The sequence below is a fragment of the Vibrio barjaei genome (genome assembly GCF_001639065.2).
GTDB classification, from domain to species: Bacteria; Pseudomonadota; Gammaproteobacteria; order Enterobacterales; family Vibrionaceae; genus Vibrio; species Vibrio barjaei.
On the sequence record NZ_LQXO02000036.1, the window covers coordinates 61,131 to 87,780 of the forward strand.

The 26,650-nt window shown below is 45.2% G+C and carries 20 protein-coding genes; 11 read left to right on the plus strand and 9 right to left on the minus strand.

Annotated features, from left to right (window positions below):
• Positions 1 to 32: 32 nt before the first annotated feature.
• The 6 genes from AWH66_RS17720 (at position 33) to AWH66_RS17745 (ending at position 9,320) form a co-directional block, all read left to right on the plus strand.
• Positions 33 to 5,177, plus strand: a complete 5,145-nt coding sequence (locus AWH66_RS17720) for a polysaccharide lyase family 8 super-sandwich domain-containing protein (RefSeq protein WP_063604211.1) — start codon at positions 33 to 35, stop codon at positions 5,175 to 5,177.
• A gap of 92 nt (positions 5,178 to 5,269) precedes the next feature.
• Positions 5,270 to 5,554, plus strand: a complete 285-nt coding sequence (gene flgM / locus AWH66_RS17725) for a flagellar biosynthesis anti-sigma factor FlgM (RefSeq protein WP_006072105.1) — start codon at positions 5,270 to 5,272, stop codon at positions 5,552 to 5,554.
• Between the two features lie 41 nt (positions 5,555 to 5,595).
• Positions 5,596 to 6,033, plus strand: a complete 438-nt coding sequence (flgN, locus tag AWH66_RS17730) for a flagellar export chaperone FlgN (protein ID WP_063604210.1) — start codon at positions 5,596 to 5,598, stop codon at positions 6,031 to 6,033.
• A gap of 154 nt (positions 6,034 to 6,187) precedes the next feature.
• The gene (locus tag AWH66_RS17735) at positions 6,188 to 6,745 is read left to right on the plus strand and encodes a lytic transglycosylase domain-containing protein (protein ID WP_373682920.1); all 558 of its coding nucleotides are present in this window, start codon (positions 6,188 to 6,190) and stop codon (positions 6,743 to 6,745) included.
• A gap of 91 nt (positions 6,746 to 6,836) precedes the next feature.
• Entirely contained in the window at positions 6,837 to 7,721 is an 885-nt protein-coding gene (locus tag AWH66_RS17740) for a DMT family transporter (RefSeq protein WP_063604208.1), read from the plus strand.
• Between the two features lie 327 nt (positions 7,722 to 8,048).
• Positions 8,049 to 9,320: an NRAMP family divalent metal transporter gene (locus AWH66_RS17745; RefSeq protein ID WP_063604207.1), complete on the plus strand. Its 1,272-nt coding sequence runs from the start codon at positions 8,049 to 8,051 to the stop codon at positions 9,318 to 9,320.
• Positions 9,321 to 9,381: 61 nt separating this feature from the next.
• Here AWH66_RS17745 and AWH66_RS17750 read toward each other — a convergent pair whose 3' ends face one another.
• From AWH66_RS17750 to ftnA, 5 genes are all read right to left on the minus strand, one after another.
• Positions 9,382 to 10,704 (minus strand): SLC5/6 family protein, encoded by a 1,323-nt coding sequence (locus tag AWH66_RS17750; RefSeq protein ID WP_063604206.1) that lies wholly within the window; start codon positions 10,702 to 10,704, stop codon positions 9,382 to 9,384.
• A 684-nt stretch (positions 10,705 to 11,388) separates the two neighbouring features.
• Entirely contained in the window at positions 11,389 to 12,675 is a 1,287-nt protein-coding gene (locus AWH66_RS17755) for an L-cysteine desulfidase family protein (RefSeq protein ID WP_063604205.1), read from the minus strand.
• A gap of 327 nt (positions 12,676 to 13,002) precedes the next feature.
• On the minus strand, positions 13,003 to 14,190 hold the full coding sequence (locus AWH66_RS17760; protein ID WP_063604204.1) for a BaiN/RdsA family NAD(P)/FAD-dependent oxidoreductase: 1,188 nt from the start codon (positions 14,188 to 14,190) through the stop codon (positions 13,003 to 13,005).
• Between the two features lie 192 nt (positions 14,191 to 14,382).
• Positions 14,383 to 14,706, minus strand: a complete 324-nt coding sequence (gene uspB, locus AWH66_RS17765) for a universal stress protein UspB (RefSeq protein ID WP_006072092.1) — start codon at positions 14,704 to 14,706, stop codon at positions 14,383 to 14,385.
• A gap of 69 nt (positions 14,707 to 14,775) precedes the next feature.
• Positions 14,776 to 15,303: a non-heme ferritin gene (ftnA, locus tag AWH66_RS17770; protein WP_006072091.1), complete on the minus strand. Its 528-nt coding sequence runs from the start codon at positions 15,301 to 15,303 to the stop codon at positions 14,776 to 14,778.
• A gap of 365 nt (positions 15,304 to 15,668) precedes the next feature.
• On the opposite strand from ftnA, the gene uspA reads away from it, so the two are divergent.
• Both uspA and AWH66_RS17780 read left to right on the plus strand, forming a co-directional pair.
• On the plus strand, positions 15,669 to 16,094 hold the full coding sequence (uspA, locus tag AWH66_RS17775) for a universal stress protein UspA (protein ID WP_063604203.1): 426 nt from the start codon (positions 15,669 to 15,671) through the stop codon (positions 16,092 to 16,094).
• 105 nt (positions 16,095 to 16,199) lie between these two features.
• Complete coding sequence (locus AWH66_RS17780) at positions 16,200 to 17,078, plus strand: carboxylate/amino acid/amine transporter (protein WP_063604202.1); 879 nt, start codon at positions 16,200 to 16,202, stop codon at positions 17,076 to 17,078.
• A 19-nt stretch (positions 17,079 to 17,097) separates the two neighbouring features.
• Here AWH66_RS17780 and AWH66_RS17785 read toward each other — a convergent pair whose 3' ends face one another.
• Complete coding sequence (locus AWH66_RS17785) at positions 17,098 to 17,613, minus strand: hypothetical protein (RefSeq protein WP_063604201.1); 516 nt, start codon at positions 17,611 to 17,613, stop codon at positions 17,098 to 17,100.
• A gap of 131 nt (positions 17,614 to 17,744) precedes the next feature.
• Positions 17,745 to 18,524: a class I SAM-dependent methyltransferase gene (locus AWH66_RS17790; RefSeq protein WP_063604200.1), complete on the minus strand. Its 780-nt coding sequence runs from the start codon at positions 18,522 to 18,524 to the stop codon at positions 17,745 to 17,747.
• Positions 18,525 to 18,672: 148 nt separating this feature from the next.
• Between AWH66_RS17790 and asnC the strand changes: the two genes are divergently transcribed.
• Complete coding sequence (asnC, locus tag AWH66_RS17795; protein WP_006072083.1) at positions 18,673 to 19,134, plus strand: transcriptional regulator AsnC; 462 nt, start codon at positions 18,673 to 18,675, stop codon at positions 19,132 to 19,134.
• 103 nt (positions 19,135 to 19,237) lie between these two features.
• On the opposite strand, the gene AWH66_RS17800 is transcribed toward asnC, so the two are convergent.
• Entirely contained in the window at positions 19,238 to 21,991 is a 2,754-nt protein-coding gene (locus tag AWH66_RS17800; protein WP_063604199.1) for a cation-translocating P-type ATPase, read from the minus strand.
• Between the two features lie 552 nt (positions 21,992 to 22,543).
• Entirely contained in the window at positions 22,544 to 24,586 is a 2,043-nt protein-coding gene (prlC, locus tag AWH66_RS17805; protein WP_063604198.1) for an oligopeptidase A, read from the minus strand.
• A 199-nt stretch (positions 24,587 to 24,785) separates the two neighbouring features.
• Here prlC and AWH66_RS17810 point away from each other — a divergent pair, with 199 nt between their 5' ends.
• Both AWH66_RS17810 and AWH66_RS17815 read left to right on the plus strand, forming a co-directional pair.
• Entirely contained in the window at positions 24,786 to 25,625 is an 840-nt protein-coding gene (locus AWH66_RS17810) for a 23S rRNA (adenine(2030)-N(6))-methyltransferase RlmJ (RefSeq protein ID WP_063604197.1), read from the plus strand.
• 217 nt (positions 25,626 to 25,842) lie between these two features.
• Positions 25,843 to 26,541 carry a glutathione S-transferase family protein gene (locus AWH66_RS17815; protein WP_063604196.1) on the plus strand — a complete coding sequence of 233 codons (699 nt, stop codon included), beginning with the start codon at positions 25,843 to 25,845 and terminating at the stop codon, positions 26,539 to 26,541.
• Positions 26,542 to 26,650 lie beyond the last annotated feature (109 nt).

Sequence of the window (26,650 nt, forward strand, 5' to 3'; positions counted from 1 at the left end):
CAGAATTATCCATAAAACAAAAAGTGGTGGTTATGAAAAGATCAACCTTTTCTAGGTGCAATGCCATTGGGTTACTAACCCTACTTGCACCATTTTCGCATGCTGCAAATACAATTACCGTTGAGTTTGAAGACTATGACTCAGGGGGCCAAAATGTCAGCTATTTTGATAGCAGTACAGGCAATTTTGGTGGTAAATACCGTCAAGATGACGTTGATATTAGAAGCAATGGTTCGGGCGGCTATGCTATCGGCTGGAGCGACAATGGCGAATACCTAAATTACACGGTGAACATAGAACAAGCGGGAAAATATCGATTAGACGCTTTAGTCGCCGGTAATACGACCAACTCCATAACACTGAGTTTTCATCTGACCGATGGCAGCCATCTTGGCACTCTAACCTACATACCCAATGTCGCCGATGTGCGCAGCTTTCAAAACGAAACTCTCTCTGATATCTGGCTTCCACAAGGTGATGTTACGATTCAAGCTCGCTTGCATGATCGAGCCTTGTCATTAGATAACTTTATGCTCACTTTGGAGCAAGCCGCCTCTCCCGCAGACACTCAATATGGTCCCGGTTCTAGCCTTGTCAATTATGCTAGATTACCTGGCCGCTTTTTCGCCGCAGATTACAGCGAATACTTCGATACAACCGAGGGCAATTCAGGTGGAGGTTATCGCCAAGAGGATGTTGATATTCGAGTCAGTGACCAACTCCCCTTGGTGGGTTGGACTCAACCTCAAGAATATCTAAGATTTGAAACGGCGGTCGCCAAAAGTGGGGCCTATGACGCTGTCTTTTACTTAGCATCTGACAGCAGTAAAGATAAAACTCTCACCTTGAAAGATGACACGGGTAAAACGCTTGGCAGTCTAGCCTTTAACACCCAAGGTGCTGGTGCCTACAATTTTCAGCCGTTTATTCTGAAAGGTCTAACCCTACATGAGGGCCGTCAACAATTAGAAATACAATTTGCCTCCAATGGTTTTCGAATTCGGGATATTGAAATTAACGTCTCCCCTGATCGGGATGGAGACTGGGTTGGTGATAATACAGATGCCTTCCCTGATGATCCTGCTGCCAGTATTGACAGCGATGGCGACGGTTACCCAGATAACTGGAATGAAGGGAAAACCCAGCAAGACTCGACCACTTCGCTAACACTAGATGCCTTTCCAAATGACGCCGATGAGCAGCTCGACTCAGATAGTGATGGGGTGGGAGACAATGCCGACATTTATCCATTACTTCCCGATCTCTGGGTAGACCCAGTAATGCCAGTGCCAGGCAACATGCAAGCCGAGCATTTTCAATACGCTGAAAATGGCGAAGCGTACTTTGACTCAACCGCTGGAAATTCAAAAGGCCAGCATCGTTTGGATGTGGATGTCGATATTCAAAACAATAATCAAAGTGATGCGATAGGAAACCCGACTTATGGAGTCGCTAACACCGCTGATGGTGAGTGGCTCATATACGACCTTAACGTAAAAGAGAGTGGCTTGTATCAGCTCGAACTCATGGCTGGCAGTGGTCAAGTCAGCAAACCCGTGGAACTATCAGTTCACATTAACAACATTTTTAACCTCGACTATACGGCCAATGTAGCTAACCCGCGCCTATACCAAGCCGTCATTTTGAACGCCGACATCCCATTATCAGCAGGAAACCATCAATTAATGCTGCGTTTTGATGACGCAAACGGTGCATCGCTCGATGCCTTCTCATTAACAAAGCTTGTCGATATGGATGCCGATGGTAGATCAGACGGTCGAGATGCTTTCCCAAACGATCCAACAGAATGGCTGGATAGCGACGGGGATGGTGTAGGTGACAACAAAGATGCCTTTCCAAATAACCACGCCGCCAGCGTAGATACAGATAGTGACGGCTACCCTGACAGTTGGAACGAGCAATGTAATCTCCAATGTCAACTCGACTCAGGGTTAAGAGTCGATGAGTTACCATTCGATTCCGGAAACTATCGCGACAGCGATGGCGATGGTATTGGTGATAATGATGACCAAAGCGACCAACGCTTCAAACATACTTCATTTGCCACTGAAACCTTGTTGTTTAATCGGTTTGAAATCCAGACCCAATCTAAAACAAACGCGCAAGTCATTGGCCGAATTCAGCCAGTAACGAATCGCTTTGCTCCAGAGTCTGCGCCTGATGCTAATCTCGCCTTTGTCCTGACCCGCGATAATAGCGATCTTTTTGAGCTCACTAATGTTAGAGACAGAGATGGGCGATTATTTGGGGTTCTATCTTTGAAAGACAATGGAAGTGTAAATTGGGATAACAACCACCTGGTAGAGATTGAGTTACAGGAAGATGGTATCGCCATAGCCAGAGTAGAAACCCTTGTGGAAGTTCTCAACAAGACGGCTTGGCAGCAGTTTTTTGACCAGTTTTATATCTATGCAACAGACGAAGCGTATCGCCTGCACAGTGGTAGAGACTACACCTATGAACTGGTAAACCAACAAATAAACGAACTGAGTGCAAACAATTATCAAGTCCGTAGCGGCTTTAAAAACAGTGGTTCAGGATGGATAGAAGACACCAGTCTTGCCATTAATTTTTACGACTACCCAAATGAAGACGATCTGGCCGATTACGGCAAGCAAGTCGTCACACCTTCAATCTTAGCGGATGAGCTTGAACAAAGTGCATTGCACCTAGCCGCCCTGTCTCGCGCTTACACGCACTTGTTTGAATATCAATTTGGTTCAGAGCGCTCTTCATTAAAGACGACGTTGCTGAAGGCATTGGAAGCCTGGCTAGATGCATTTCCAAGTTCCGACTTTGGTAATTTTACCGGAGTAGACTACAACGATACGACCCATGCTTGGCGCTTCACTGATCCCATTTCAGGTGTCCTTATCGCATTAGCGAAAGACATTCATAACGGCATTGGAGAAGAGCATAGCCTATCTTTAAGAGTCTTTGATAAAGCCAGTGAATTTCTATCTGAGGTTGCTTTCGACTTGCCTAATAATGAAGCCTCCATCGATTACTTCCGCTATTTTAATCCCGACGATTTAGCCGCGTCTTCTGGAGCTTGGTCAGATGCCAACCGAGCTCACCGCTTAAGAACCTGGGCTGCTATGATTGCTTTCTTTAAAGACTATAACCGCCCAATTACCTATAACGCATTGTGGTATCCAGATTATGAAGGCGACCAACCTGGATTAGGATGGCAGTCCGCTGGCACCACAATTTTACCCGGCTGGAGCCCTCGAGGTAGTTTTCAGGATTTCAAATTTTGGATTGATAGTAACGGTATTAGCGCGCAAAAATATGGGCAGTCAGGGTTACTTCCTGATGGCACCATGAGTCATCATGTAGGGTTAAGACAGGATTTAGCTATGTACGCCTACGGCTATGAGTGGCTAACCGAAGAGCCTATTGTATTCGCGTCCTATTTAAAAGGGACTGCTTTCGAAGCATCCAAAACACCTTATGAGTTTTCGCTAAATGTCTTAAATTACACAATGCCATGGCTAATCTATGGTGAAGCCACTGATTTTCAAGCAACTGGAAGAAGTCACTACCAAGCTCATGTCAGTGATTTCGGCAGCTACATACTATCAAAAGATGCTGAGCTACTGACCAGTTCTGCCCCAAGCTCAACAGATAACAATATGATTACCACGCTTACACAAATGACTGAGAACATTTTAATGAACTCTCATCAACAATTAGGCGCTAATGCATTCTGGTCAAATGACTATCTGGTTCATCGCAAAAGTAAGTGGGATGCTACTGACTCACAAACTAAGGAGTGGTTCAGTTCGGTCAAACTTGAGTCGCAGCGAACTCGAGGGGCAGAAAGCTTCTCAGAAAGTTCATTTGGATTCATGAATGGTCGCGGAGTGCTGCAAATCAAAACCAGCGATAAGGACTACAGTAATATCCGCTACGATTGGGATTGGCATCTCCTCCCCGGAGTAACCGAAGCTTGGAGGCAAGACAAATTGCCATTGCAATCCAGCGAATCGGCGGGCAATCCATCGGCATTTTCATCCGTGTTAACAAACAGCTATCAAACCCCTGATGAAGCCTATTCGATGGCGGCATTCAAGCATGCCAGTGATCACAGCTATACAAGCGTCACGGCGAATAAGTCATATTTCTTCCTTGATGAGCTAGTCGTTGCCATGGGTAACCGTATTTATCGGGTACGCGATGATTTGTCCACTACAGGGGCTAACTCGCCAATACTCACGGTTATTGACCAAGTCAATTGGCAGACACCTTTTGTCTACAACCCTGGTCAGGGAGAGAGTGTTGGTGTAGGTGGTAGAAAGACTACTCAAATACAAACCAGTTGGTCATCCAATCCAGCCAGTGACCCTACCCTTAGTCTAAGTGACCAAGTAATGTGGTTCCATCAAGGAAACAAAGGCTACATTGTCTTACCGCAAAACGGACAAAAAGTCAGAACTTACTTAAGGGGCGGTGACAGTATTCCGGATTCAGACCCGACGAAACCTGGTACAGAAACAGGTGAGCGCTTAACGCCACTGCTTATTGCAATAAACCATGGAACAGAGATTGAAGGGTCAGGAGAAAGAAGTCACTACACCTACCTCACATTACCTTTTGTCACTGCAGATGAGATGCCACAACGAGTTGAGGAAATCCTTACTCAGTTAGAAGTCCATCAATCACCAGAGCAACAACGAGAAGCTATCTACTACCGGGCTAGCAGTTCTTCACACGAGGTTGCACAAATCGTCTTTAGGGCGGCTGGAACACAAGTGTTTAATAATGGGTTAAGTGTGACGAGTAATAAGGCAGCCTTGGTACAAATGGTCAAACTCAATGACGGAGAATGGAGCGTGACCGTTACCGACCCCTTTGCGCATGATGATCCAAATGTATCGGCTCCCACAAAACATTTTCAACATATCGCTTTGACAAGCCCTAATGAAATTGTTTTGAACGTAAATCTCAAGTTTTCACCGGGGACATACTCATATCTGACTCAAGGTATCAAAAAGCAAGCACTAGCCTCGCAACAGGTTTTGGTTTCAAGTATCAATGATGGCACTGAACTGACGTTCCAACTACCGGATGAGGGCGATAGTAGCGACTATCAAGGAAGGGAGAATCTCTATCTAGGTATGCCAGCAAGTATCCGCGTCAGCGAGATTAACTAAGACAACCTCATAATAGGCAAACAAATTGTTTAATACTTTTTGTTTGCCTGTCGCCCTATACTGTTAACGACAATGTAGACAGGAATTTTGTGATGAAAATCGATAAGGTGGCCGGTGGGCACGTCCCCCAAACCAACTTTAATCAATCTAAAACACAGACCACTGAAGCTCCGACGCGCAAGACCGTTTCTGAGTCGGCGTTTAATGCCAATACAGCAGCATTGGATAAAGCCCAAGCCGAACTTGCCGCAATGCCGAATGTCGATATGGCAAAGGTTGAGGCGGTTCGTAATGCACTGGCGAAAGGTGAGTTGGGACTAGACGTCAAAGCGTTATCACAAGCAGTAATGCGTTTTCATACAGGACATGAGTCTTAGCCGTTATTAAATGGGCTATGTCTCAGCAAGAGGACAACTAAATGGCAGCAACAAGGACAGAGCTAGTCCAGCAATTTGTGCTTTCAATCTCTGAAGACATCAAGCTTTATCGCAAGCTATTGGCGCTGCTACAGCATCAAAAAGCGCTGTACTTAAAGTTTGATGGTGAGGCATTGAGTAACAACATTCATAACCAACTGCCGATTCTCAAGCAATTAGGAAGCAATGCCAGTAAACGCAGCTACACGTTGCAACAACTGCAATTGCCATGTTCTGAAAACGGAGCTAAAAAGCTCATTCGCGCTCTGCCAGCCAAACTATCCGATACTATTGCCAAGCAGTGGCAAATTCTAGAGGCGCTGATTAAAGAGTGTCAAAAGTACAATCATGACAATGGACAAAGTTCGGCCGCCTTCCATGAATTGCTCGGGGAGTTAACAGGGCAAGAACAACACTGTTATGGGGAACATGTCAGGTAACCTGAACCGCAACATATACTGTTACCACTTACTCTTATGGGTGGGACTTATCTTAGCGTGTCTCTGGTTTCGTCCTAGCTATGCGAATAGTCGCCCGTCAGAGAGTGCAATTCAGCCCCATTTAGACACTCTAAAGCCTTACCAGAAACAGATCATGAAGAAGTTTGAAGAATTCAACCCTTTGGTCGATGAGATCTTCAAACAGCTCTCAAAACGCTCTCTGCCAGACAGTTTGGTTTTAGTTCCCATGCTTGAGTCCTCCTATAACCCTAAAGCTATTTCACCTGCAAAAGCAGCCGGGCTTTGGCAGCTAATGCCGGCTACTGCGAAACGTTTTGGGCTCACGGTGACTCAGCAGCACGACCAACGTTTTGAAATAGCGCCGAGCACACATGCGGCGATGCAATATCTCGACTTTCTGTATAACAAGTTTGACGGTGATATTAACCTGACTCTTGCCGCCTACAACGCAGGCGAAGGGCGTGTACAGCGAGCCATCAAAAGAGCGGGTAGTCGGCAATTTTCAGATTTACGGCTACCCACTGAGACCACGCACTACGTTCACCGGTTTTATGCTCTACTGGCATTAGTCGACGTGAATTCACTAAGACAAGATCGCGTGACGACAATGTGGCTATTTGCCAGCGAAACCCATTGGCAACAAGCACCACTTATCGACTTAACACCACTGCCACCCTTGATTTCGCTGTGACTAAGCTAACAATCTAAAAATTGCTTGTTCCCATCACCTTATTCACTGGTAAGATGCTGACATTCTAACCTATTCACCCAGACTCACTTTCATGCATAACGAACGCAAGGCAATCATCTTCGGATTGTCCGCTGTCCTCCTGTGGTCAACAGTCGCGACGGCATTTAAATTGACTTTAGCTGAATTCACACCAGCACAAATGGTCGCGGCAGCCTCATTCGCTTCTACCCTTGCTTTAGTCGCAGTCTGCGCATTTCAAGGTACCTTGTCGCAAGTAAAGACCACCTTTGTCTCAAACCCATTTTATTATCTGCTACTTGGTTTGATTAACCCGCTAGCGTATTACCTCATTTTGTTCAAAGCTTACGACTTGCTACCAGCTTCGCAAGCTCAGCCCATCAACTACAGTTGGGCCATTTCCTTAACCTTAATGGCCGCGGTTTTTCTCAAGCAGAAAATTCGCCCTCAAGACTGGTTTGCATGTGCGCTGGGCTATTTAGGGGTTGTGGTTATCGCCACAAAAGGCGATGTGCTGGGATTACAGTTCGATAGTCCTGCTGGCGTCGGTTTAGCCCTGCTTTCTACTCTACTTTGGGCGGGTTATTGGATCTTAAATACTCGCAATACCGCCGATCCTGTTGTCGGCGTGTTGCTCGGTTTTTTAGTCGCACTGCCGTTTGCCTTTGCCGTTGCACTTTATGAAGGCGCAGCGTGGTCAACCATCAGCATCAGAGGTTGGCTGGCCGTGTCCTATGTGGGCCTATTTGAGATGGGCATAACCTTTGTCTTATGGCTAAGTGCGCTGAAACTAACACAGAACACCGCTCGTATTAGTAACCTTATATTTGCGTCACCGTTTATTTCATTGATGTTGCTGGCATATGTTATCGGCGAAGACATTCATCCATCCACGTTAGTTGGCTTAGTACTGATTGTTATCGGACTGGTTGTTCAGCAAATCAAACGCAAAGCATAACCTCATTCCGCTTCTCACCTGCAGTAAACCAAACGTTTTAAACGCTTGGTTTACTGTGCCATCAGCCGTTTTTTTCATACTTTTTTTACCTAGTTCTCAAAAACGAACCTTTTTCGCCCTTCTTTTTATTAGCATAAAATTCCAGAAAAAGTCACTCATACAAGCAATCACTCCAAATTGAAAAATGACATTGCCTTTTCGGCATTGCATCACTCTAAAAAACCTGTAGAAATGTAAACGCACTAAATAAATTAATAATTAAAGTGTAAACATTTAGATACAGCCCAACACTCCCTCTATGGATAATAATGACAAAGGAAATGCTTTATGGATAACTCCATTCCTTCATCCAGTGCCGCTCGTCCCGGCATCTCTCAATTAGTTCGTTCACTTGGCCCCGGTATCATGATGGCTGCCGCAGCCGTTGGCGGCTCGCATCTCGTCGCTTCAACCAAAGCAGGTGCTATTTATGGTTGGCAATTGGCTGCACTCATTCTGCTCGTAAACCTCTTTAAATACCCATTCTTCCGAGCAGGTGTGCAATATACCGTCGGTACTGGTGATAGCCTTATTCAAGGCTACGCGGGGCTTGGTCGCGGCTACCTTTGGGTCTTCACGATTCTCAATGTTATTTCCGCAGTGGTAAACACCGCTGCGCTTCTACTATTCAGTGCCAGCCTACTTGGCTATTTCTTACCTTTTGAACTGCCTTCGTTAGCTCTATGTGGCGTGGTCTTAGTTACTTGTGTAGCAATTTTGTTTGCAGGGCACTACAGAGCATTGGATGGGCTGTCAAAAGCCATCATGGCAACACTCACCGTCGCGACGGTTACAGCTGTCATTATCGCCGCTTCTAACGGCAGTGTAGCTCCGGCAGATTATCAATCCCCTTCTCCTTGGACGATTGCCGCCATTGGCTTCATTGTGGTTACCATGGGTTGGATGCCTGCTCCAATTGAGATTTCTAGCATCACATCTATGTGGCTTAAGAGCCAGTGTAAGAAACAAAAAGTGACTGCAGAGTCTGCATTGTTTGATTTCAACGTCGGTTATATTGGTACTGCGGTATTGGCGATTGTTTTTGTCGCCTTAGGCGCTTTGGTGATTCATGGTTCTGGTACTGAGCTTTCAGCATCAGGCGTAGGATTCTCCCATCAGTTGGTGAGCATGTATGCCTCGACTATCGGTGAATGGTCTCGCTATCTCATTGCGGTTATCGCCTTCTTCTGTATCTTTGGTAGTACAATCACGGTGATCGACGGTTATTCACGCGCCATCGCGGAGTCACAACGTCTACTACAAAATCAAACGGAAGAGAATCCGAAGACTTATCAAGCCTGGGTTATCGTGGTCTCTATTGTCGCGATCTCTATCATTGCCTTCTTTGCTCAAGCGCTAATGCCAATGCTCAACTTTGCGATGATCATGGCCTTTGTGACGACGCCTATTTTTGCTCTTTTGAACTACATTCTTGTCTCCAAAACTGAGCTACCGACAGCTCTTCAGATGGGCAGCAAGCTAAAAGCACTGTCAATTCTAGGCTTAATCTATTTGTTCGGTTTCCTCGCCTTATTCATTTGGTGGAAATGGATAATGTAAAACAACAACGCCGAGCTCAATGCTCGGCGTTTTTTAGACTAGCGTCTAACTATGTACTTGATTACAAGAACGCTAAAAATGGAGAGATACAAAGCAGGACGCCCGTTATGATAATCATGTTGGTTGCCATGCCTTTGTACTTCGCTAAGTGCGGGACTCGATACACCAAGTAAGCCGGAATCAAACAGCCCACCAAACCAAATACAGGACTACATATCGAAGTGAACGATAGGATTGGGGCATTGATGGCGATAGCACCCCAAGCAAGTAAAATGATGAATACGGTAACCAATTTGCTGATCAATTTAGCATCTACTTGGGACTCATCGTATTTACGCAGTATCACGTTCATCGCCAAACCAGTACACGCTTCCTTAAATGCCAAGAACACGCCGAAGAAAGACGTCACTACCGCAAAGATATTAATTACGATACCAGCAATTGTCGCCCAGCTGCCTGGGAAATATTTAGCAATAATCGCTAACGCAGAAATGTTTTGATTCATTGCATCGGCCGCTTGGTCTTGGCTGATAGCAAACGTAAAGGAAACGGCAAAGAAAAATACGATAACAAAGAGAACCGCGAAGGCAATCTTCATCGCACGAGTCGCTTTATAACGCGCAACTTCGATAGACTTCTCGTGAGATCGATAAGAGATCACCATCGGGCTAAGAGATTGGATGAATAAAATTGAGGTCAGCGTAAATGGTAGTGTAATGATGGCATCTTTAATCATAGGGCCTATATTCCCCACTGCTGGAATATTATTGAAGTCCCATCTTGCAACCAAAAGCACCCCCATTAATGCAACCAGAGAGAGGACCGTTACTGCCATAAATCCAGACAGTTTAAACAACAACTTTTCGCCTTTAGAACCGATAAAAGAAAGCACACAAATAAGCGCTAGACCATAAAAAACATTATCGCTTAACTTTGTTTCTGTCACTCCAAATGAGTGCAGGTATGATGCACTGTCATTGGTCACTGCTAAAGAATAAACTAACACCCAAATAACCAGCATGATGAAATATAGTGCACCTAAAGCCATACCCCAGTTCTTGCCTAAATAGCCAGTAATGACTCCCGGATAGTCAGTACATTCTTTTGATTCAGCCAAGGTATTAATGAACAACTTCTGGAATAAGTACATGGCAGGGTAACCAATAACCGAAGAGAGTAAGAAAACCCAAAGTCCCATTACCCCAACTTGAACCGGAAGAAATACGATACCAGCACCAATAGCCATACCAATACTCATCACAATCCAACCAATATCTACGCTATCGAATTTAATGGCTTTTTGCCATTCTTGCAGCGACATTCCTGCTTTTTCGTAAGGCGTTTCTTGCTCTCTTAGCTCGATGCCATCACTAATCTGTGTCATTGTACGTCTCCGTTTTGGAATTAATTATTGTTCTATTTTTTGTTATTTTCTAAGTGGAACTCAGATGATTTTTAGAGAGTACATTAACAATATGAGAAAAATTTTTTCCTTTTCTTAAATTAAAACAGATAATTAGAATATAATTCTACTCATAGAGACACCGCACAAAAACAATTTCTCACTTTGATTACAATCAATAAAACCAAACTTTAATCAATGCATATTTGTGACATAGCACAATATTTAACAACAATAAAAACGTTAACTAATATTTTCGTCAAGTTGAACAAGATCACACAATGGGAAATAAAATAACCACGAACAATTAACCGATCTAATTTTATATCTTCATTAATAATAAATAACAATATATAAAAAGCCTTTTATTTCAAATAAGAATAATAAACCATTTTATGATATTTATTCTAAGCGCTCCTTATAGATATCTCTTTGCAATATAAATTCAACAATTACACAAAAAATAACGTTAATGACAAATATTACTAACATGCCATTAAGCACGAATATACGTTCCATAAAGAGAGGAAAGAAGGTGGTTTTAGGTTGAAGAAAACAACCCTACAAGAAAAGTAAAAAGGCCAATGAAACATTGGCCTTTTATTGTATTCAATTTAGCTTATTTTTACCTGTCAACACATAGAGCAATTTGGGCACCAAAGAGCGTTACTTGTTCACCATGATCTCTAGAATTTGAACATCAGTCTGAGTCATCGCCCCATTTGCAAGACTAGAAAGATTGCGAATAGACTCATCCACATTTTCTGAGACAATACCTTCATTTCCTGTTACGCGAATGCCGTCCAGCGCCATCAATGTCGCCTTAAAAGCAGCACCAGCAGAGGAGGAGACCTTCATCGCGCAACTGGTTTTTGCACCATCGCAAATCATGCCTGCCACGTCACCAATCATGCTACATATCGCATCGCTAATTTGTTTGAAGTTACCACCAAGAAGCCATGTCATTCCGGCCGCAGCTCCCATCGAAGCGGTTGTCGCTCCGCATAGTGCCGACAATTTATGTTGATAGCTCTTAATATAGACTGCCATTAGATGGGATAACATTAGCGCTCGAATCATGGTTTCTCGGTCAGCATGCACATGCTCAGCTACCACCACAACAGGCATTGTTGCTGAGATACCTTGGTTTCCCGAACCCGAATTACTCATAGCTGGCTTCATCGCACCATCCATACGAGCATCCGACGCAGCCGAAGTGCGACAAAGTACGTCCGTCATCAAGCTATTAGCAAGCAAACCTTTATCGACATTACGCTTAAATGTAGCGCCAACTTGCAAACCATAGTCTTGGCTTAACCCCTCATGGGATAGGTCATTGTTAAGCTGATAGGCTTGCTCAATAAAGCTGATGCTTTCTAAAGGCGCATTCAGGGCAAAATCAAAAATGTCCTGTGCACAAGCATCTTTCATTGGACTTTCTGTTGGCTCAGAAGCTGTTTTTGCCTCTTGCTCTTGTGCATGGATGTAAGTGGTTAAGCCGTCTTCTTCAATAGACATTACACTAGTGTGGCTGTCTGCAATGGTCACAGCAACGCGATGTTCACCGTCACTGACCACCACTTTGGCATAAATAATGTTGAGGACATCGGCCACTTCGACCGTCACTGCACTTTGCAATGATTTCGCTTGAGTCACATCGTCTGGCGTAATATTTTTGAGAACTTCAAGTCCAGCCTCTGGCTCGCCTGCCACAGCGCCGATAGCGGCCGCGATAGACAATCCAACCATTCCCGTTCCCGGAACGCCTACACCCATGCCATTTTTCATTAGGTTGGGGGAAACATGGACAGAGATCTTCTGGATATCTCCATCAAGCTTTTGAGCGGCAATCGCACTCGCTAGTGCAACCGACACCGGCTCAGTACAACCTAATGCAGGTACGACTTCTTTTTTAATTAGGCGGGTAAAACCATCCCAAAGTTCAGTTCTCATAAATACACCTATACTCACCAAGCCTCAGAATTCCAAGACCAAAAATTATGAATTTCAGCCCGTTCAACAAGCGTTTCAGGCTGATATGCTTTTAAGCGAATAGGTACACTATACGAGCTTTGTTAGAGATTTTTTTTACCTTATTTACTATCAAAAACCAAAATTGGAGAATTATTTTCTCCAATTACCACTTAACAAATAAGGTCTTTTAAGCGCATCACATTTTTAGATAGGAGAAAGCGGATTGAAGAGGATAGTAAGAACATGACGGGCTTCTCCAAATGTGTAGAAGCCCAGCGAGATAGAATGTTGAATAAGGTTGGCTAATTAAACGTGCTGACCGGCCACAAAACCGGAAGACCAGCACCACTGGAAATTGTAGCCACCAAGCCAGCCTGTGACATCCATAACTTCGCCAATAAAGAACAAGCCTTGGATCGATTTGCATTCCATAGTTTTAGAAGAGAGATGATCGGTGTTCACGCCGCCAAGCGTCACCTCCGCTGTTCGATACCCTTCAGTGCCATTCGGTGCGATTTTCCAGTGCTCTAGCGCTTCGCGAATCGCCACCAGCTCTTTGGAGTGGTACTGCTTCAATGGTTTGTCTGCAAATACTTTGCGCTCAATAAGCACTTCCACTAAACGTTTAGGAAGCACACGAGCCAGAGTATTCTTCAAGCTTTGATTTGGGTGCTTCTCCAACGAACGGGCAAGCAGTTCATCAATATCCGCTTCTGGAACTAAGTTAACCGACACACTTTGACCTGGTTTCCAGAAAGAAGAAATCTGTAGCACTGACGGTCCAGACAGACCACGGTGAGTAAACAGCAAGGCTTCTTTAAACAAAGTACCATCATTAGCGGTAATCTCCGCAGGTACCGCAATACCCGATAGCTCCGCGAAATCCTCTTTGTCTTCCTTGTGCAGAGTAAATGGCACTAATCCCGCAGTCGTAGGTTTTACTTCGAGACCAAACTGCTCGGCAATCTTATAACCAAACGGGGTCGCCCCCAGCTTAGGCATCGACAATCCACCAGTAGCGACGACCAATGATTCACATTCAATAATATCGGTATCAGCGTGCAGAGAGAAACCTGATTCCCTCTTCTCAATGCTGTGCACATCGGTTTGATAGCGGAAGCGAATATTCGGCGTTTCACATTCTGACAGCAGCATCTTGACGATATCTTTTGCCGACTCTAAACAGAACAACTGACCGTGATCGCGCTCTTCAAACTCAATACCGTATTTGCTCACCATGGCAATAAAGTCCCAGTTGGTATATTGCGACAGTGCCGATTTTACAAAGTGTGGATTGCTGCACAGGTAATTATTGGCTGACACGTCGTAGTTGGTGAAATTACATTTACCACCACCAGAGATAAGAATTTTACGACCTGGTTTTTTGGCGTGATCAAGCACGAGCACACTGCGCCCACGTTTTCCCGCTTCTGCTGCACACATTAAACCTGCCGCACCAGCACCAATAACAACCACATCTACTTTTTGACTCATCACGACGTTCCGACAAGAATTTCAATAAAAAAAGGATGTGCTTATTGCACATCCTTTCGACAATTTGGCGCTATTCTAGCGACTTCATTAAATAAAGCCAACTCCCCGATGCCTTTAGCCCGGTTTACAACTTCGCCTCTTCCTTGTGTTACCTCAAGCGCACCCTAAAATAGGTGCCGCAGCGCTTTGTCGTTAAAGCAAAAATCCAGCAAACAAGGTCACACCAATAAGCGCACAGCAAAGTACAAATAGCTCACGAACTCGGTCGCACTTTCCGGTAAACACTGGATCGTGGTGATGGAGGTATTCTTTAGTTTTGAGATAGTGATACAGTCTCACTTGCTTCGACATATTGCCGTGCGCCGTAAAGAAGCCTCGTCCATCCACTTGCTGATAGAGCAATGGGTGTGCTTCACGCATGATGAATATAAGTGCGCGTAGTGCAGTCAAATACCTCGCCATATTGACTGAAGTAATGAGCATCAATGCTAATAGAATAGTGTCTCCACTGATCATCTTTTCCTCCCTACATCTTCCTAGACACCCAAGAGAAAAAGACGAACAGTCGACTTTTAGACGCTGAGATTACTCAGCTGGGGCGTCCATAATGGAAGAAGAACCCTCTTTTGCTAACACTGCTAAATCTTTGTCGATAAAGAATAGCGCCTGACCATTCTCACCTACGAGTTCTAGCTTATCTAAGATCCCTTTAAACAATTTTTCTTCTTCATGTTGCTCCGCAACATACCATTGAAGAAAGTTAAACGTTGAGTAGTCCTGAGCGGTGAACGCCACATGAGCAAGCTTGTTGATTCTTTCGGTAATCATCTGCTCATGCTTATAGGTTTCACGGAACACATCACCTAGGCTTTCGAAATCATGTCTTGGAGCTTCGATGCTACCTAAAATCGGTAACGCACCAGTCTCACTGACATAAGTAAACAGTCTGTGCATGTGCTGCATTTCTTCGTCAGCGTGTTTACGAAGAAATAGCGCCGCGCCTTCAAAACCTTTGTCTTCACACCAAGCACTCATTTGTAAGTATAGATTGGATGAGAAGAATTCGAGGTTAATTTGCTCATTCAGATGCTGAACCATTGCTGGAGAAAGCATTCTAGACTCCTAATTTTATTTCAAAAGTTAACGCCACTATAACATAACTTATTGAGGAGTCTCTGATCTCAAACCCAAACTCACAACCTGCTGGATACTCAATCGCTACTTTTGATTCTAGAAAACTTTGGCGACTTTGCTCACAATTTATTGTCTTGTTGCTGAGAATTAACTTTTTGGACTCCACGTTTCCATCACTACCTGACACAAAACAGGGTCTCTGTTCGAACGTGATATGTCTTCACAGGATCACGAGTGCCCGCCTGAAATTTGTACTTTGGATAACGATTTGAGATCACATCAACATAATTTTATGGAGGAAAATGCTATGTTTTCCATAGTACTAACGTCAGGAGGAGTGCGTTATGGGTTATAAACATATTATGGTCGCATTAGATCTCTCAGAAGAAAGCAAAATGCTCATAGACAAGGCGGTCTCTCTCGCGAAGCCACTGAATGCAGAGGTTTCATTTATCCATATTGATGTCAATTATGCCGAGTTGTACACCGGGCTGATAGATTTAAACATGGCCGAGACGCAACATCAGGCGATGGAAGCCTCGATGACTCAATTAAGAGATTTCGCAGAATACGCAGGCTACCCAATTAAGCATTCTTTAGTAGGTAGCGGTGATTTGAGCAACGAGCTGCGCGATACCATTGGTGAATACAATGTCGACCTTGTGGTATGCGGTCATCACCAAGATTTCTGGAGCAAAATCCTGTCTTCGACTCGCCAACTTATCAATACCTCACCTGTCGATATGTTAGTGGTTCCGATTAAGGACTAACTTGCAGTAAAAGGCTTCGAAAGAAGCCTTTTTTGATCCGATCTGTATTGATTCACAAAGATGTTACAATAACTCCATCATTCACATTAACAACATGTTTAAGCAATGGGTTATCTTTATTCTGTCACTCTGCTTTGGGCTTTTTCTTTTAGCCTCATCGGAGTCTATCTAGCGGGTCAGGTGGATTCGTGGTTCTCAGTTCTAATGCGTGTGGTGTTAGCCGCATTAGTCTTCCTGCCTTTTACTAACTTTAGACAAGTGCCAGGAGCCTTAAAAGCCAAGCTGATGGCCATTGGTGGTATCCAACTAGGCCTGATGTATTGCTTCTACTATCAGTCCTTCTTATTGCTATCCGTACCTGAAGTGTTGCTGTTCACTGTTTTTACGCCCATTTACGTGACACTTTTCTATGACTTCCTTAAAGGACGCTTCTCTCCTTGGTATTTAATCACCGCCGCCATTGCGGTAGCTGGCGCTGCCTTTATCAAGTTTGCGGGTATCAACGACAACTTCATCACGGGTTTTCTCGTGGTTCAGGGTGCCAACCTCTGTTTTGCTATCGGACAGGTTGGTTATAAGTATGTGATGGAACAAACGGACGTCGAGCTTCCACAGCATAGCGTGTTTGGTTACTTCTACTTCGGAGCAACCGTCGTGGCGACGATTGCCTTTGCGCTGTTTGGCAGTTTTGACAAGATGCCAACCACCAGCGTGCAATGGGGCGTGCTTATCTACTTAGGTGTAATTGCATCGGGCTTGGGGTATTTCATTTGGAACAGAGGGGCGTGTCTGGTCAATGCAGGAGCGCTGGCCGTGATGAATAACTTGTTGGTTCCTGCTGGGCTTATCGTCAATATCGTAATTTGGAATCGCGATGTGGATTTAGTAAAACTATCGATTGGAGGCGGAATCATTCTGCTGTCATTGGTGGTCAATGAACTGTGGGTGAAACCGAGAGCGGAAGCCCAGTTCAATAACGCTTAGGACTTCCAACTAGAGAAAACTAGTGCAGCTGTTCTGGCTGCACTTTAACAACCTGCTTCTCAACCACATTGGCCGCGAGCTGATACTTCTGTTCTAACTTACTCTGTTTGCGAGCGAGCTTTTGGCTCTTCTTGAGTACTTTCAGCAATTTCTTCTGAGCTTTTTTCTGTGCCTTGAGCGCTTTCTTGGCACGCTTTACTGCTTTTTTATCCACCACTTCCATCATCTCTGAATCAATCAAATTCGCCTCTAACACTGATGTTTTGCTGACATTTGTCTCAGAGAGCTTATCCAGCTTAACAGGGCGAACTTGAGGTAAAGCTTCAGCAAGAACACCACATTGATGTTGCTCGTGAACTGGCTTACTTTGACAAGAGGCAGGAGGAATCGCGGCAGGCTTGCACAGCGTTGACTTGTCCACAGAAGAACGGGAACAGGAGCGGCATAAGTATTTAGGCTCAGTGACTAAGCGGTGTATTTCACCGAGGTTGTCGCTAATATCACGACGATTTAACTTACACAAACGCTTACTCATACCACTCTCCAACACTCAGACAACGAAAACAGGAATGATTCTTAGTTAGATATAACGTCTAATGCGGGCAGTTTCAAGTAACTTGCTCCAGTTACATCGAGCAAATTACTCAAATAAACAAATGAAGAGCGTTAACTCATTGATGCGTTGACATAAACATCAAAACGATTTTTTTTGGTTTCAATCGCCATTGTCGGTTTTTTCTCATCCAGCCAATTGGCGTAATCAGGACGTTTCACCACGACACGCTTAGTCGCAAGCTTTAAAGCTGGCTCCAGTAACCCATCGGCATCAGTATCGGCACCGACCAAAGACTGGAAAACACGCATCTCTTTTTTTACCAGAGCAGACTTTTTCTTGTTTTCTGGGTGCGGGTACATAGGGTCAAGATAAACGATATCGGGGCGTTCAAACTGGCTGTCATCGGCGAGGGAATCCAAAGCTTCCAGACTTGATGCGTGCAGCAGAGACATTCGCTCGCTGACCCAATCTCCGATCTCTTCATCTTGCTTAGCACGTGCAAGTCCGTCATCAAGTAAAGCGGCCACTACCGGGTGTCTTTCTACCATTTGTACTTTACAACCCAGAGAAGCCAGCACAAAGGCATCTCGGCCCAGACCTGCCGTTCCATCAAGAACAGTGGGTGTCGCACCTTTATTTAACCCTGCTGCTTTAGCAATAGCCTGTCCCTTGCCACCACCAAACTTACGACGATGAGCCACCGCACCACCGGCAAGATCAACAAAGATAGCACCTAGCTTAGGCTCATCCAACTTGCGTAGTTCTAGCCGTTCTTCTGTTAAAACCAGAGCGAACTCAGACGATTGGCACGCCGTTAAGCCCCAGCGACTGGCAAGTTCCAGTAACTGTTGTTGGCGTGGCTCATGTTCGCAGATAAGTTGGATTTGCAAGATAGGCTCCGAATAAGGCTAAGGTATAGCGCGCAAGTTTACCTCAAGTCGCAACGGTGACCAATAACCGTGATCCGCACAAAGACGACCAGATGGAAATAGTGATAAGCTTTAGCCCCATCAATACGACGATAACCTAGGACTCGATATGCATGCCACTAATGGACTTGATGACCTCGACAAAGCGATCCTAAAAACACTGATGGAAGACGCCCGTCGCCCTTATGCAGAGATGGCAAAGCAATTCGATGTCAGTCCTGCCACTATCCATGTGCGCATTGAAAAGATGAAAGCCGCTGGGATTATCGAAGGTACCGAAGTGGTCGTGAATACCAAAAAACTCGGCTACGACGTGTGCTGTTTTATCGGTATTAACCTTTACGCTGCGCGTGACTACCACTCTGCACTAGAGAAACTGAATGCCTTAGATGAAGTGGTTGAAGCCTACTACACCACAGGGGCTTATAACATTTTCGTGAAGCTGATGTGTCGCTCGATTGAGGAACTGCAGCACGTGTTAATCGATAAGCTGCAAGCGATTGAAGAGGTGCAATCGACGGAGACATTGATCTCATTGCAGAACCCGATTAGTCGGAATGTGAATCCTTAGGGGTGGTGTGCGCCGTATGTAGATTCCTGCCTGCGCAGGCAGGGTCCACCAAACCCAAAAAAGGCGCTCTTTAGAGCGCCTTTTTACTATCTCAAGTGAGAGATTAAACCCACTTAATCTTAGTAGCCTCTTTCACTGCAGACATAACCAGCGTCGGTAGTGATGCTGCCATAATGACACCGAATAAGTGACCTGCTGCTAGTGCTTCTGTGTTGAAGATTAGCTGACCTAGACCCGTGTAGATAACCCCTAGCGATAAAATCGCTGACACCGCTACTGCACCTAATAGGTACGGGTTGGTGAATGGGTTTCTGCGGTATAGCGACGTAAAGGTACGTGAGTCAAATAGATGCCAAAGCTGAGCAAACACCAACATAGCAAATGCCATTGTCTGTGCGTAGTTCGCTGAGAAACCGTTCGTCAGTGCCCAATTAAACGCCATGTAGCTCATGCCACCTAATGCCAGACCACGAGTCAGGATACGAGTACCTAAGTGGTCGCTAAAGAAGCTCTCGTTACGTTTGCGAGGCTTACGCTCCATCAGATCTTTCTCTTCTGGCTCAACACCAAGCGCTAGTGCTGGTAGACCGTCCGATACCAAGTTGATCCATAGAATCATTAGCGGTGTTAGCGGCAAGATAGCCTCTGGGCCCATCATTAGGAACGCGAACAGGATAACCGATACTTCACCAACGTTCGCTGTCAGAGCCTGACGGATGAACTTACGAAGGTTATCGAAGATTTGACGACCTTGGCGTACCGCTTTCACGATAGTGCTGAAGTTGTCATCCAGTAAGATAAGGTCACCTGAGTCTTTCGCAACCGACGTACCGGTAATACCCATGGCAACGCCAATGTCTGCGCGGCGCAGTGCTGGTGCATCGTTAACACCGTCACCTGTCATCGCAGCGACTTCGTTGTTGAACTGCTGAGCTTGAACAATACGTAACTTGTGCTCTGGCGTTACACGGGCAAATACCGCAACTTCTGGACAGATTTGACGAAGCTTGTCATCGTCCATCTCATCGAGCTCTGCACCCGTCACAACTAAGTCTTTCTCACTACGGATGATACCGATATCACGAGCAATAGCCGCGGCTGTTAACGCGTGGTCACCAGTGATCATTACCGTTCTCACACCTGCTTGGTAGCAGCTTTCAATGGCATCGCGTACTTCTGGACGCGGTGGATCCATGATGCCGTATAAACCAAGCACCGTAATATCTTGCTCAAGCTCACTATGGTCACGCTCAAGATCAGCTTCAGTTAATGCTTTATAGCCAACCGCTAACGTACGTAGTGCATCTTGAGCAAAGTTCTCAATCGCCGCTTCATAGTTCGCCACAATCTCTTCGCTCGGGCTTGCCGCTAGCGCTAAGTTGCCGTCTGTCGCGGTTGGTGTGTGCTCTACTGGCATACCATCAACCATAAAGCCTGCAGCATTGCGAAGAATCACATCTGGTGCACCTTTAATCGCAAGGAAATGGTTACCCTCTGGATCTTTAACAATCACCGAGGCCATCTTACGAGAAGAGTCAAATGGGAACTTCTCAACAATTGAATAGCCACCTGAAGTCAGCATCTCTGATTGGTTGAGACCCGCCTTCGCCGCGGCCACTATCAGTGCGCCCTCTGTTGGGTTACCACGAACCGTCGACTTGTCGCCATCCATGATGTATTCAGAGTCATTACATAGTGTTGCAACCACTAAGCCTTTCATCATCTCTGGGCTGTGTTTTGCATCTGTGCTGTGCGATAGCGGCTTAAATTGACCTTCAGGGCTGAAGCCTTTACCACTTACTTCCCAATAGCGACCGCTCGCATCATACGCCTTCATCACCTGCATTTGGTTTTGAGTGAGCGTACCTGTTTTATCTGAACAGATAACCGTGGTAGAACCTAATGTCTCAATCGCAGCCAACTGCTTAGCCAGAGCATTATTCTTCACCATACGAGTAGAACCCATGGTCAGAACAATAGTGATTACCGTAGGAAGACCTTCAGGAATAGCGGCTACCGACAGTGAGATACCTGTGTTTAAGATCTCTAACCAAGGCATGCCATAATAAAGACCAATTGCACACACCACTGCTACTACGCCAAGCGCAACTAGCATCAATGTCTTGGCGATGGTGTCCATACGCTCTTGCATTGGTGTCTTAGTTTCTTCAGTGTTCGCCATCAGGTCGGCAATGTGACCTACTTCGGTCTGCATACCTGTTGCCACAACTAAACCTAGACCCGTGCCCGATGTAACCATGGTCGTCATAAAGCCCATGTTTAGCTGGTCACCAAGGCCTACCGTTTCGTCGTCAATCACTTTAGCCGTTTTATCTACTGGCTCAGATTCACCGGTCAGCGCCGCTTCGTCGATAGACAGACGGTTGGCTTCTAAGATACGAACATCAGCAGCTAGGATGTCACCTGTGCTGATTTTTAAGATATCACCAGGTACGATGTCGCTGGCTGGAATATCAATCCATTCGCCATCACGCTTCACCTGTGCAGATGGTGCGGCCATTTGGCGTAGAGCTTCCATTCCTTTCTGGGCTTTGAATTCTTGCCAGAACGCGATAAGTGCATTGATAAAGATGATCGCAGTAATAGCGATAGCATCCACTAAATGCCCGGTGAAATAGGAAACAATGGCACCCACACCAAGAATGAAGATCAGTGGGTTTTTAAATTGATGAGCAAAGAGTTCAAGCGCAGATTTTCCTGCCTTTTCTTGAAGTTCGTTTTTACCGTACTGAGATTGACGCTCTGCCGCTTCTTGTGAAGACAAACCTTGCTCTGGCGCTACACCCATCATCTGCTGGGTATTCTCAACGGTTTCAGTGAACCACTTTTTAGTCATAGGGGATACTCCGAATAATAAATTCAGTCGACACCGGTAGAATGACAAACCGATAAAAAGCAATCGCTGAATATAAATTTTTAAAATCTCAACGCTGTTTGCATGTTTATTAACAATTAATGCGTAAGCGATGAGTAAAAATAAATTACCCGAAACCAAATAGGCTTGTAATTAACTTTCGGAGTGCTTACATGCACTCTAGGACGATTCTTTGACTTAAAACAAACTAGTTTTTTATTCAGAGCATAGAACTAATTATTCATTGTAAGCAGTTTTTAATAACACCTAATTTTCACTGAAATAACACTTCTGTTTTTTCGAATATTGAAACTTGGTTACATGACGGACCTTGCTGAAGGTCAGAAGGTTTTGATGACAAATTATCGGTTATCAATCACTATTCAATAGTTATTCAATTAGGGCGATATATCATCTTAACGATTTTTTCTACCAACTTAGCTATTGGCTCAGCCGGTAAAATTCGCTTTCTCAACATAATAAAAAAGCCCTCAACCAAAGGTTAAGGGCTTCAAATATTACTTCAATTGGATACTACGCACTGATGCCAGAATGACGCAATAACGCATCGATCTCTGGCTCACGACCACGGAAGCGCTTAAATAGCTCCATTGGTTCTTCACTGCCACCCATTTCAAGGATGTTATTCAAGAAGCTTTGTCCTGTTTCCTTATTGAAGATGCCTTCTTCCTCAAAACGTGAATAGGCATCGGAAGACAACACTTCTGCCCACAAGTAGCTGTAGTAACCCGCGCTATAACCACCCGCAAAGATATGACCAAAGCTGTGTGAGAAACGGTTCCACTCAAGACTCGGAAGCACAGCCACTTTCGACTTCACTTCTGCCAAGGTCTCTAGCACGCGTGCACCGATGTCTGGATCATATTCCGTGTGCAGCGTGAAATCGAACAGACCGAACTCAAGCTGACGCAAAATAAACATCGCAGACTGGAAGTTTTTCGCCGCTAGCATTTTGTCGAGCATCTCTTTAGGTAGCGGTTCGCCTGTCTCATAGTGGCCTGAGATAAACGCAAGTGCCTCTTCTTCCCAGCACCAGTTCTCTAGGAACTGACTTGGCAGCTCAACTGCATCCCAAGGAACACCGTTAATGCCTGACACTGCACCCGTATCAATCTTCGTCAACATATGATGGATACCATGACCTGTTTCGTGGAACAGAGTCACGACTTCATCGTGAGTGAACATGGCAGGTTTACCACCGACTGGTTTATTGAAGTTACACGTGAGGTACGCCACTGGTGCTTGCAGTTCACCGTCAAGATCCGTGCGTCGTACACGACACTCATCCATCCACGCGCCGCCACGCTTGTGTTCACGCGCGTACAGGTCAAGATAGAAGCTACCACGCAGTGTGTCAGTGCTGTCAAAAATATCGAAGAAGCGTACTGACTCATGCCAAGTATCCACCCCTTCACGCTCTTTAATCTGCATCCCGAATACGCGGTTTAGCACTTCAAACAGCCCGCTGACCACTTTTGATTCCGGGAAATAAGGGCGCAGCTCTTCATTAGAGAATTGGAACAGGTGCTGTTTTTGCTTTTCACTGTAGTAAGCAATATCCCAAAGGTTTAGCTCAGTAACGCCAAACTCTTTTTCAGCGAACTGACGCAATTCCTCGACTTCACGCTCACCTTGAGGTTTAGCTTTAGTCGCAAGATCATTCAGAAAGCCAAGCACTTGAGCTGGACTTTCTGCCATCTTGGTCGCCAGTGACTTTTCACTATAAGTACCAAAACCAAGCAAGCGCGCGATTTCATGGCGCAGCTTAAGTTGCTCAGCGATAATCTCGGTATTGTCCCATTTACCCGCATTTGGGCCGCGATCCGAGGCGCGCGTGACGTAGGCTTCGTACAGCTCTTTTCGTAGCTCTTGGTTATCACAGTAGGTTAGAACTGGCAGGTAAGATGGGATATCCAATGTCAGTAGATAACCCTCTAACTCTTTCGCCTCAGCTGCCGCTTTCGCCGCCGCTAGCGCCGATTCCGGCATACCCGCGAGCTCTTTCTCGTCGGTAATGTGCTTGGTCCAACCCATGGTGGCATCAAGTACATTATTAGAGAATTGCGAGCCTAGCTCAGACATACGCTTGCTGATTTCTCCATAGCGGTGCTGCTCATCGGCTGGTAGACCAATACCAGACAACTCGAAGTCACGCAGTGAGTCTTTGATGGTTTTTTGTTGCGCTTGGGAAAGGGAGTTAAACGCGTCACTGGCTTTGAGCGCTTTGTACGCTTCATACAGCCCCTTGTGTTGTCCTACCCAAGTGCCGTACTCAGAAAGAATTGGCAGGCAGCTTTCATACGCTTCACGCAATTCATCACTGTTCATCACTGAGTTCATATGACTCACTGGTGACCATAAGCGGCTAAGCTTGTCATCAATCTGCTCGATTGGCGCAACGACATTGTCCCAAGTCGGATTGGTGTTACCTTCAAGCACTTCGTCTATTTTTGCTCGACATGCCTCAATCGCTTGTTCAACGGCTGGCTTCACATGCTCAGGCTTAATTTGAGAAAAAGGAGGTAAGTCGGTAAACGTCAGTAGTGGATTTGCCATGCAGCGTCCCTTTTTAGTTATTGGATTCCCTCACTTCATTGGAAGGCAAGTGAGCGTAATTAATAGATAAATGTAGTCTCGAAAGAGAAATTTCAATCCTTCGAGATTCAATTACGATGATTCAAAACACCAACACCTCTGCCGCTTCTGGTCAGAAGAGGTTATAATCCGTCCATTATTGTTAAACAGAGTCTTTATTTTGCTGAGCTATCGTCACAGTTTTCACGCGGGTAACCATGCCGATGTGGTTAAACATATAGTACAAAGTCTTATCCTTAATTCACTAAAAAACAAGGAAAAGCCATTCGTTTATCACGATACTCATTCGGGCGTAGGCCGTTATGACCTTACACACGAATGGTCTGAGAAAACTGGTGAATACAAGCAAGGCATCGGCCGTATTTGGGGCAATGCCGACATTCCTGAAGATATCGCCAGCTACATTGAATCGATAGAGACACTGAACAACAGCGACACACTGCGTTATTACCCTGGTTCTCCTCGTGTGGCGCGTGCCCATTTGCGTCCTCAAGACCGTATGGTATTAACAGAATTACACCCAAGCGACTTTCCATTGCTTGAGCAAGAATTCCACCGCGACCGTCAAGTCAAAATCTTTAAAGAAGACGGTTTTAAGCGCTTAAAAGGCAGCTTGCCACCAGCAGAACGCCGTGGTTTGGTCTTGATTGACCCACCTTATGAACTCGCTCGTGAATATCGTGATGTCGTGACGGCCATTGCCCAAAGTTATAAACGCTGGGCTACGGGTATTTATGCGATTTGGTACCCTGTGGTCAATCGCTATGATATCGACGATATGATTGAAGGCTTAGAAGGTCTTGGTATTCGCAAGATTTTGCAAATCGAACTTGGTGTTTCACCAGATACTAACGAACGCGGAATGACAGCATCGGGCATGATTGTCATCAACCCACCGTGGAAGCTAGAGCAGCAAATGAATACCATTTTGCCGTACCTTAAAGACAAGATCGCTCCAGCAACAGGCCACTTTAAAGTAGAATGGATTGTCCCAGAATAATTTTTGGGACATACTTTCAATCCCAAGAAGAGGCGTAATCACTTGTTTTAAAGCAATATTGCGCCTTTTTTAATTGCGCTTTTTTTAGCTCTCCAGAAAATATTTCGACTTTATTGAAATTATTTTCGTCTTTCTCTCTCCTCCCACGTCTTACTAGTGAAAGTACCGAAGCCATGTGCAATGTGTACACCCTAATAGCCTAGTGAGGAAAACCCAGATGATTAAGATTGTTAGCTTTAAGATTTGTCCTTTTGTCCAACGTGTCACTGCTGCACTAGAAGCAAAACGCATTCCCTACGAGATCGAATACATCAGTTTAAAAGACAAGCCGCAATGGTTCCTAGATATCTCACCCAATGGTCAGGTGCCAGTGATGGTCACAGAATCGGGTACAGCTTTGTTTGAATCAGACGCCATCATTGAATACATCGAAGATGAATACGGTCCAATTGAGCAAGGCGTGAGTAACGAGCAGCACGCACTCGATCGTGCATGGAGCTATTTAGGCTCAAAACACTACCTTGCTCAATGCGGCACAATGAGTAGCAAAGATAAAGAGACCTTTGAAGAGCGTGCGGAAAAACTGATTAAGGCATTCCAAAAGGCAGAGAACCAGTTATCTGGCAACACTAAGTTCTTCAAGTCAGACGCGTTCAGCAATGTTGATATGGCGTGGTTACCACTCTTGCACCGCGCTGCGATTGTAAAAGCGCATTCCGGCTATGACTTTTTCTGCGGACTGCCAAAAATGCAAGCGTGGCAACGCAACATCATGGAATCAGGGTTGGTTGAGAAGACAGTTTCTAGCGACTTTGAAACGCGGTTTGCTGATTTCTACCTAACTAATACCTACCTTGCTACCGGAAAGGACGTGCAAGCTCAACAAGATTGCTCAACATCGAGTTGTTGTGGCTGAGCGACTTTTATAGAGGGCGTAATGCCCTCTTGTCCCGTCATTAATCGTTATTACTCATAATTAACTCTGCTTTTTCCCATTGGAGAAAGTTGCTAGACTCGATTTATAG

Bases quoted from the DNA above. Each gene is read 5' to 3' on its own strand.
- AWH66_RS17720 (WP_063604211.1), top strand. From the start codon at position 33: ATGAAAAGATCAACCTTTTCTAGGTGCAATGCCATTGGGTTACTAACC.
- flgM (WP_006072105.1), top strand. From the start codon at position 5,270: ATGAAAATCGATAAGGTGGCCGGTGGGCACGTCCCCCAAACCAACTTT.
- flgN (WP_063604210.1), top strand. From the start codon at position 5,596: ATGGCAGCAACAAGGACAGAGCTAGTCCAGCAATTTGTGCTTTCAATC.
- AWH66_RS17735 (WP_373682920.1), top strand. From the start codon at position 6,188: ATGAAGAAGTTTGAAGAATTCAACCCTTTGGTCGATGAGATCTTCAAA.
- AWH66_RS17740 (WP_063604208.1), top strand. From the start codon at position 6,837: ATGCATAACGAACGCAAGGCAATCATCTTCGGATTGTCCGCTGTCCTC.
- AWH66_RS17745 (WP_063604207.1), top strand. From the start codon at position 8,049: ATGGATAACTCCATTCCTTCATCCAGTGCCGCTCGTCCCGGCATCTCT.
- AWH66_RS17750 (WP_063604206.1), bottom strand. From the start codon at position 10,704: ATGACACAGATTAGTGATGGCATCGAGCTAAGAGAGCAAGAAACGCCT.
- AWH66_RS17755 (WP_063604205.1), bottom strand. From the start codon at position 12,675: ATGAGAACTGAACTTTGGGATGGTTTTACCCGCCTAATTAAAAAAGAA.
- AWH66_RS17760 (WP_063604204.1), bottom strand. From the start codon at position 14,190: ATGAGTCAAAAAGTAGATGTGGTTGTTATTGGTGCTGGTGCGGCAGGT.
- uspB (WP_006072092.1), bottom strand. From the start codon at position 14,706: ATGATCAGTGGAGACACTATTCTATTAGCATTGATGCTCATTACTTCA.
- ftnA (WP_006072091.1), bottom strand. From the start codon at position 15,303: ATGCTTTCTCCAGCAATGGTTCAGCATCTGAATGAGCAAATTAACCTC.
- uspA (WP_063604203.1), top strand. From the start codon at position 15,669: ATGGGTTATAAACATATTATGGTCGCATTAGATCTCTCAGAAGAAAGC.
- AWH66_RS17780 (WP_063604202.1), top strand. From the start codon at position 16,200: ATGGGTTATCTTTATTCTGTCACTCTGCTTTGGGCTTTTTCTTTTAGC.
- AWH66_RS17785 (WP_063604201.1), bottom strand. From the start codon at position 17,613: ATGAGTAAGCGTTTGTGTAAGTTAAATCGTCGTGATATTAGCGACAAC.
- asnC (WP_006072083.1), top strand. From the start codon at position 18,673: ATGCATGCCACTAATGGACTTGATGACCTCGACAAAGCGATCCTAAAA.
- AWH66_RS17800 (WP_063604199.1), bottom strand. From the start codon at position 21,991: ATGACTAAAAAGTGGTTCACTGAAACCGTTGAGAATACCCAGCAGATG.
- prlC (WP_063604198.1), bottom strand. From the start codon at position 24,586: ATGGCAAATCCACTACTGACGTTTACCGACTTACCTCCTTTTTCTCAA.
- AWH66_RS17815 (WP_063604196.1), top strand. From the start codon at position 25,843: ATGATTAAGATTGTTAGCTTTAAGATTTGTCCTTTTGTCCAACGTGTC.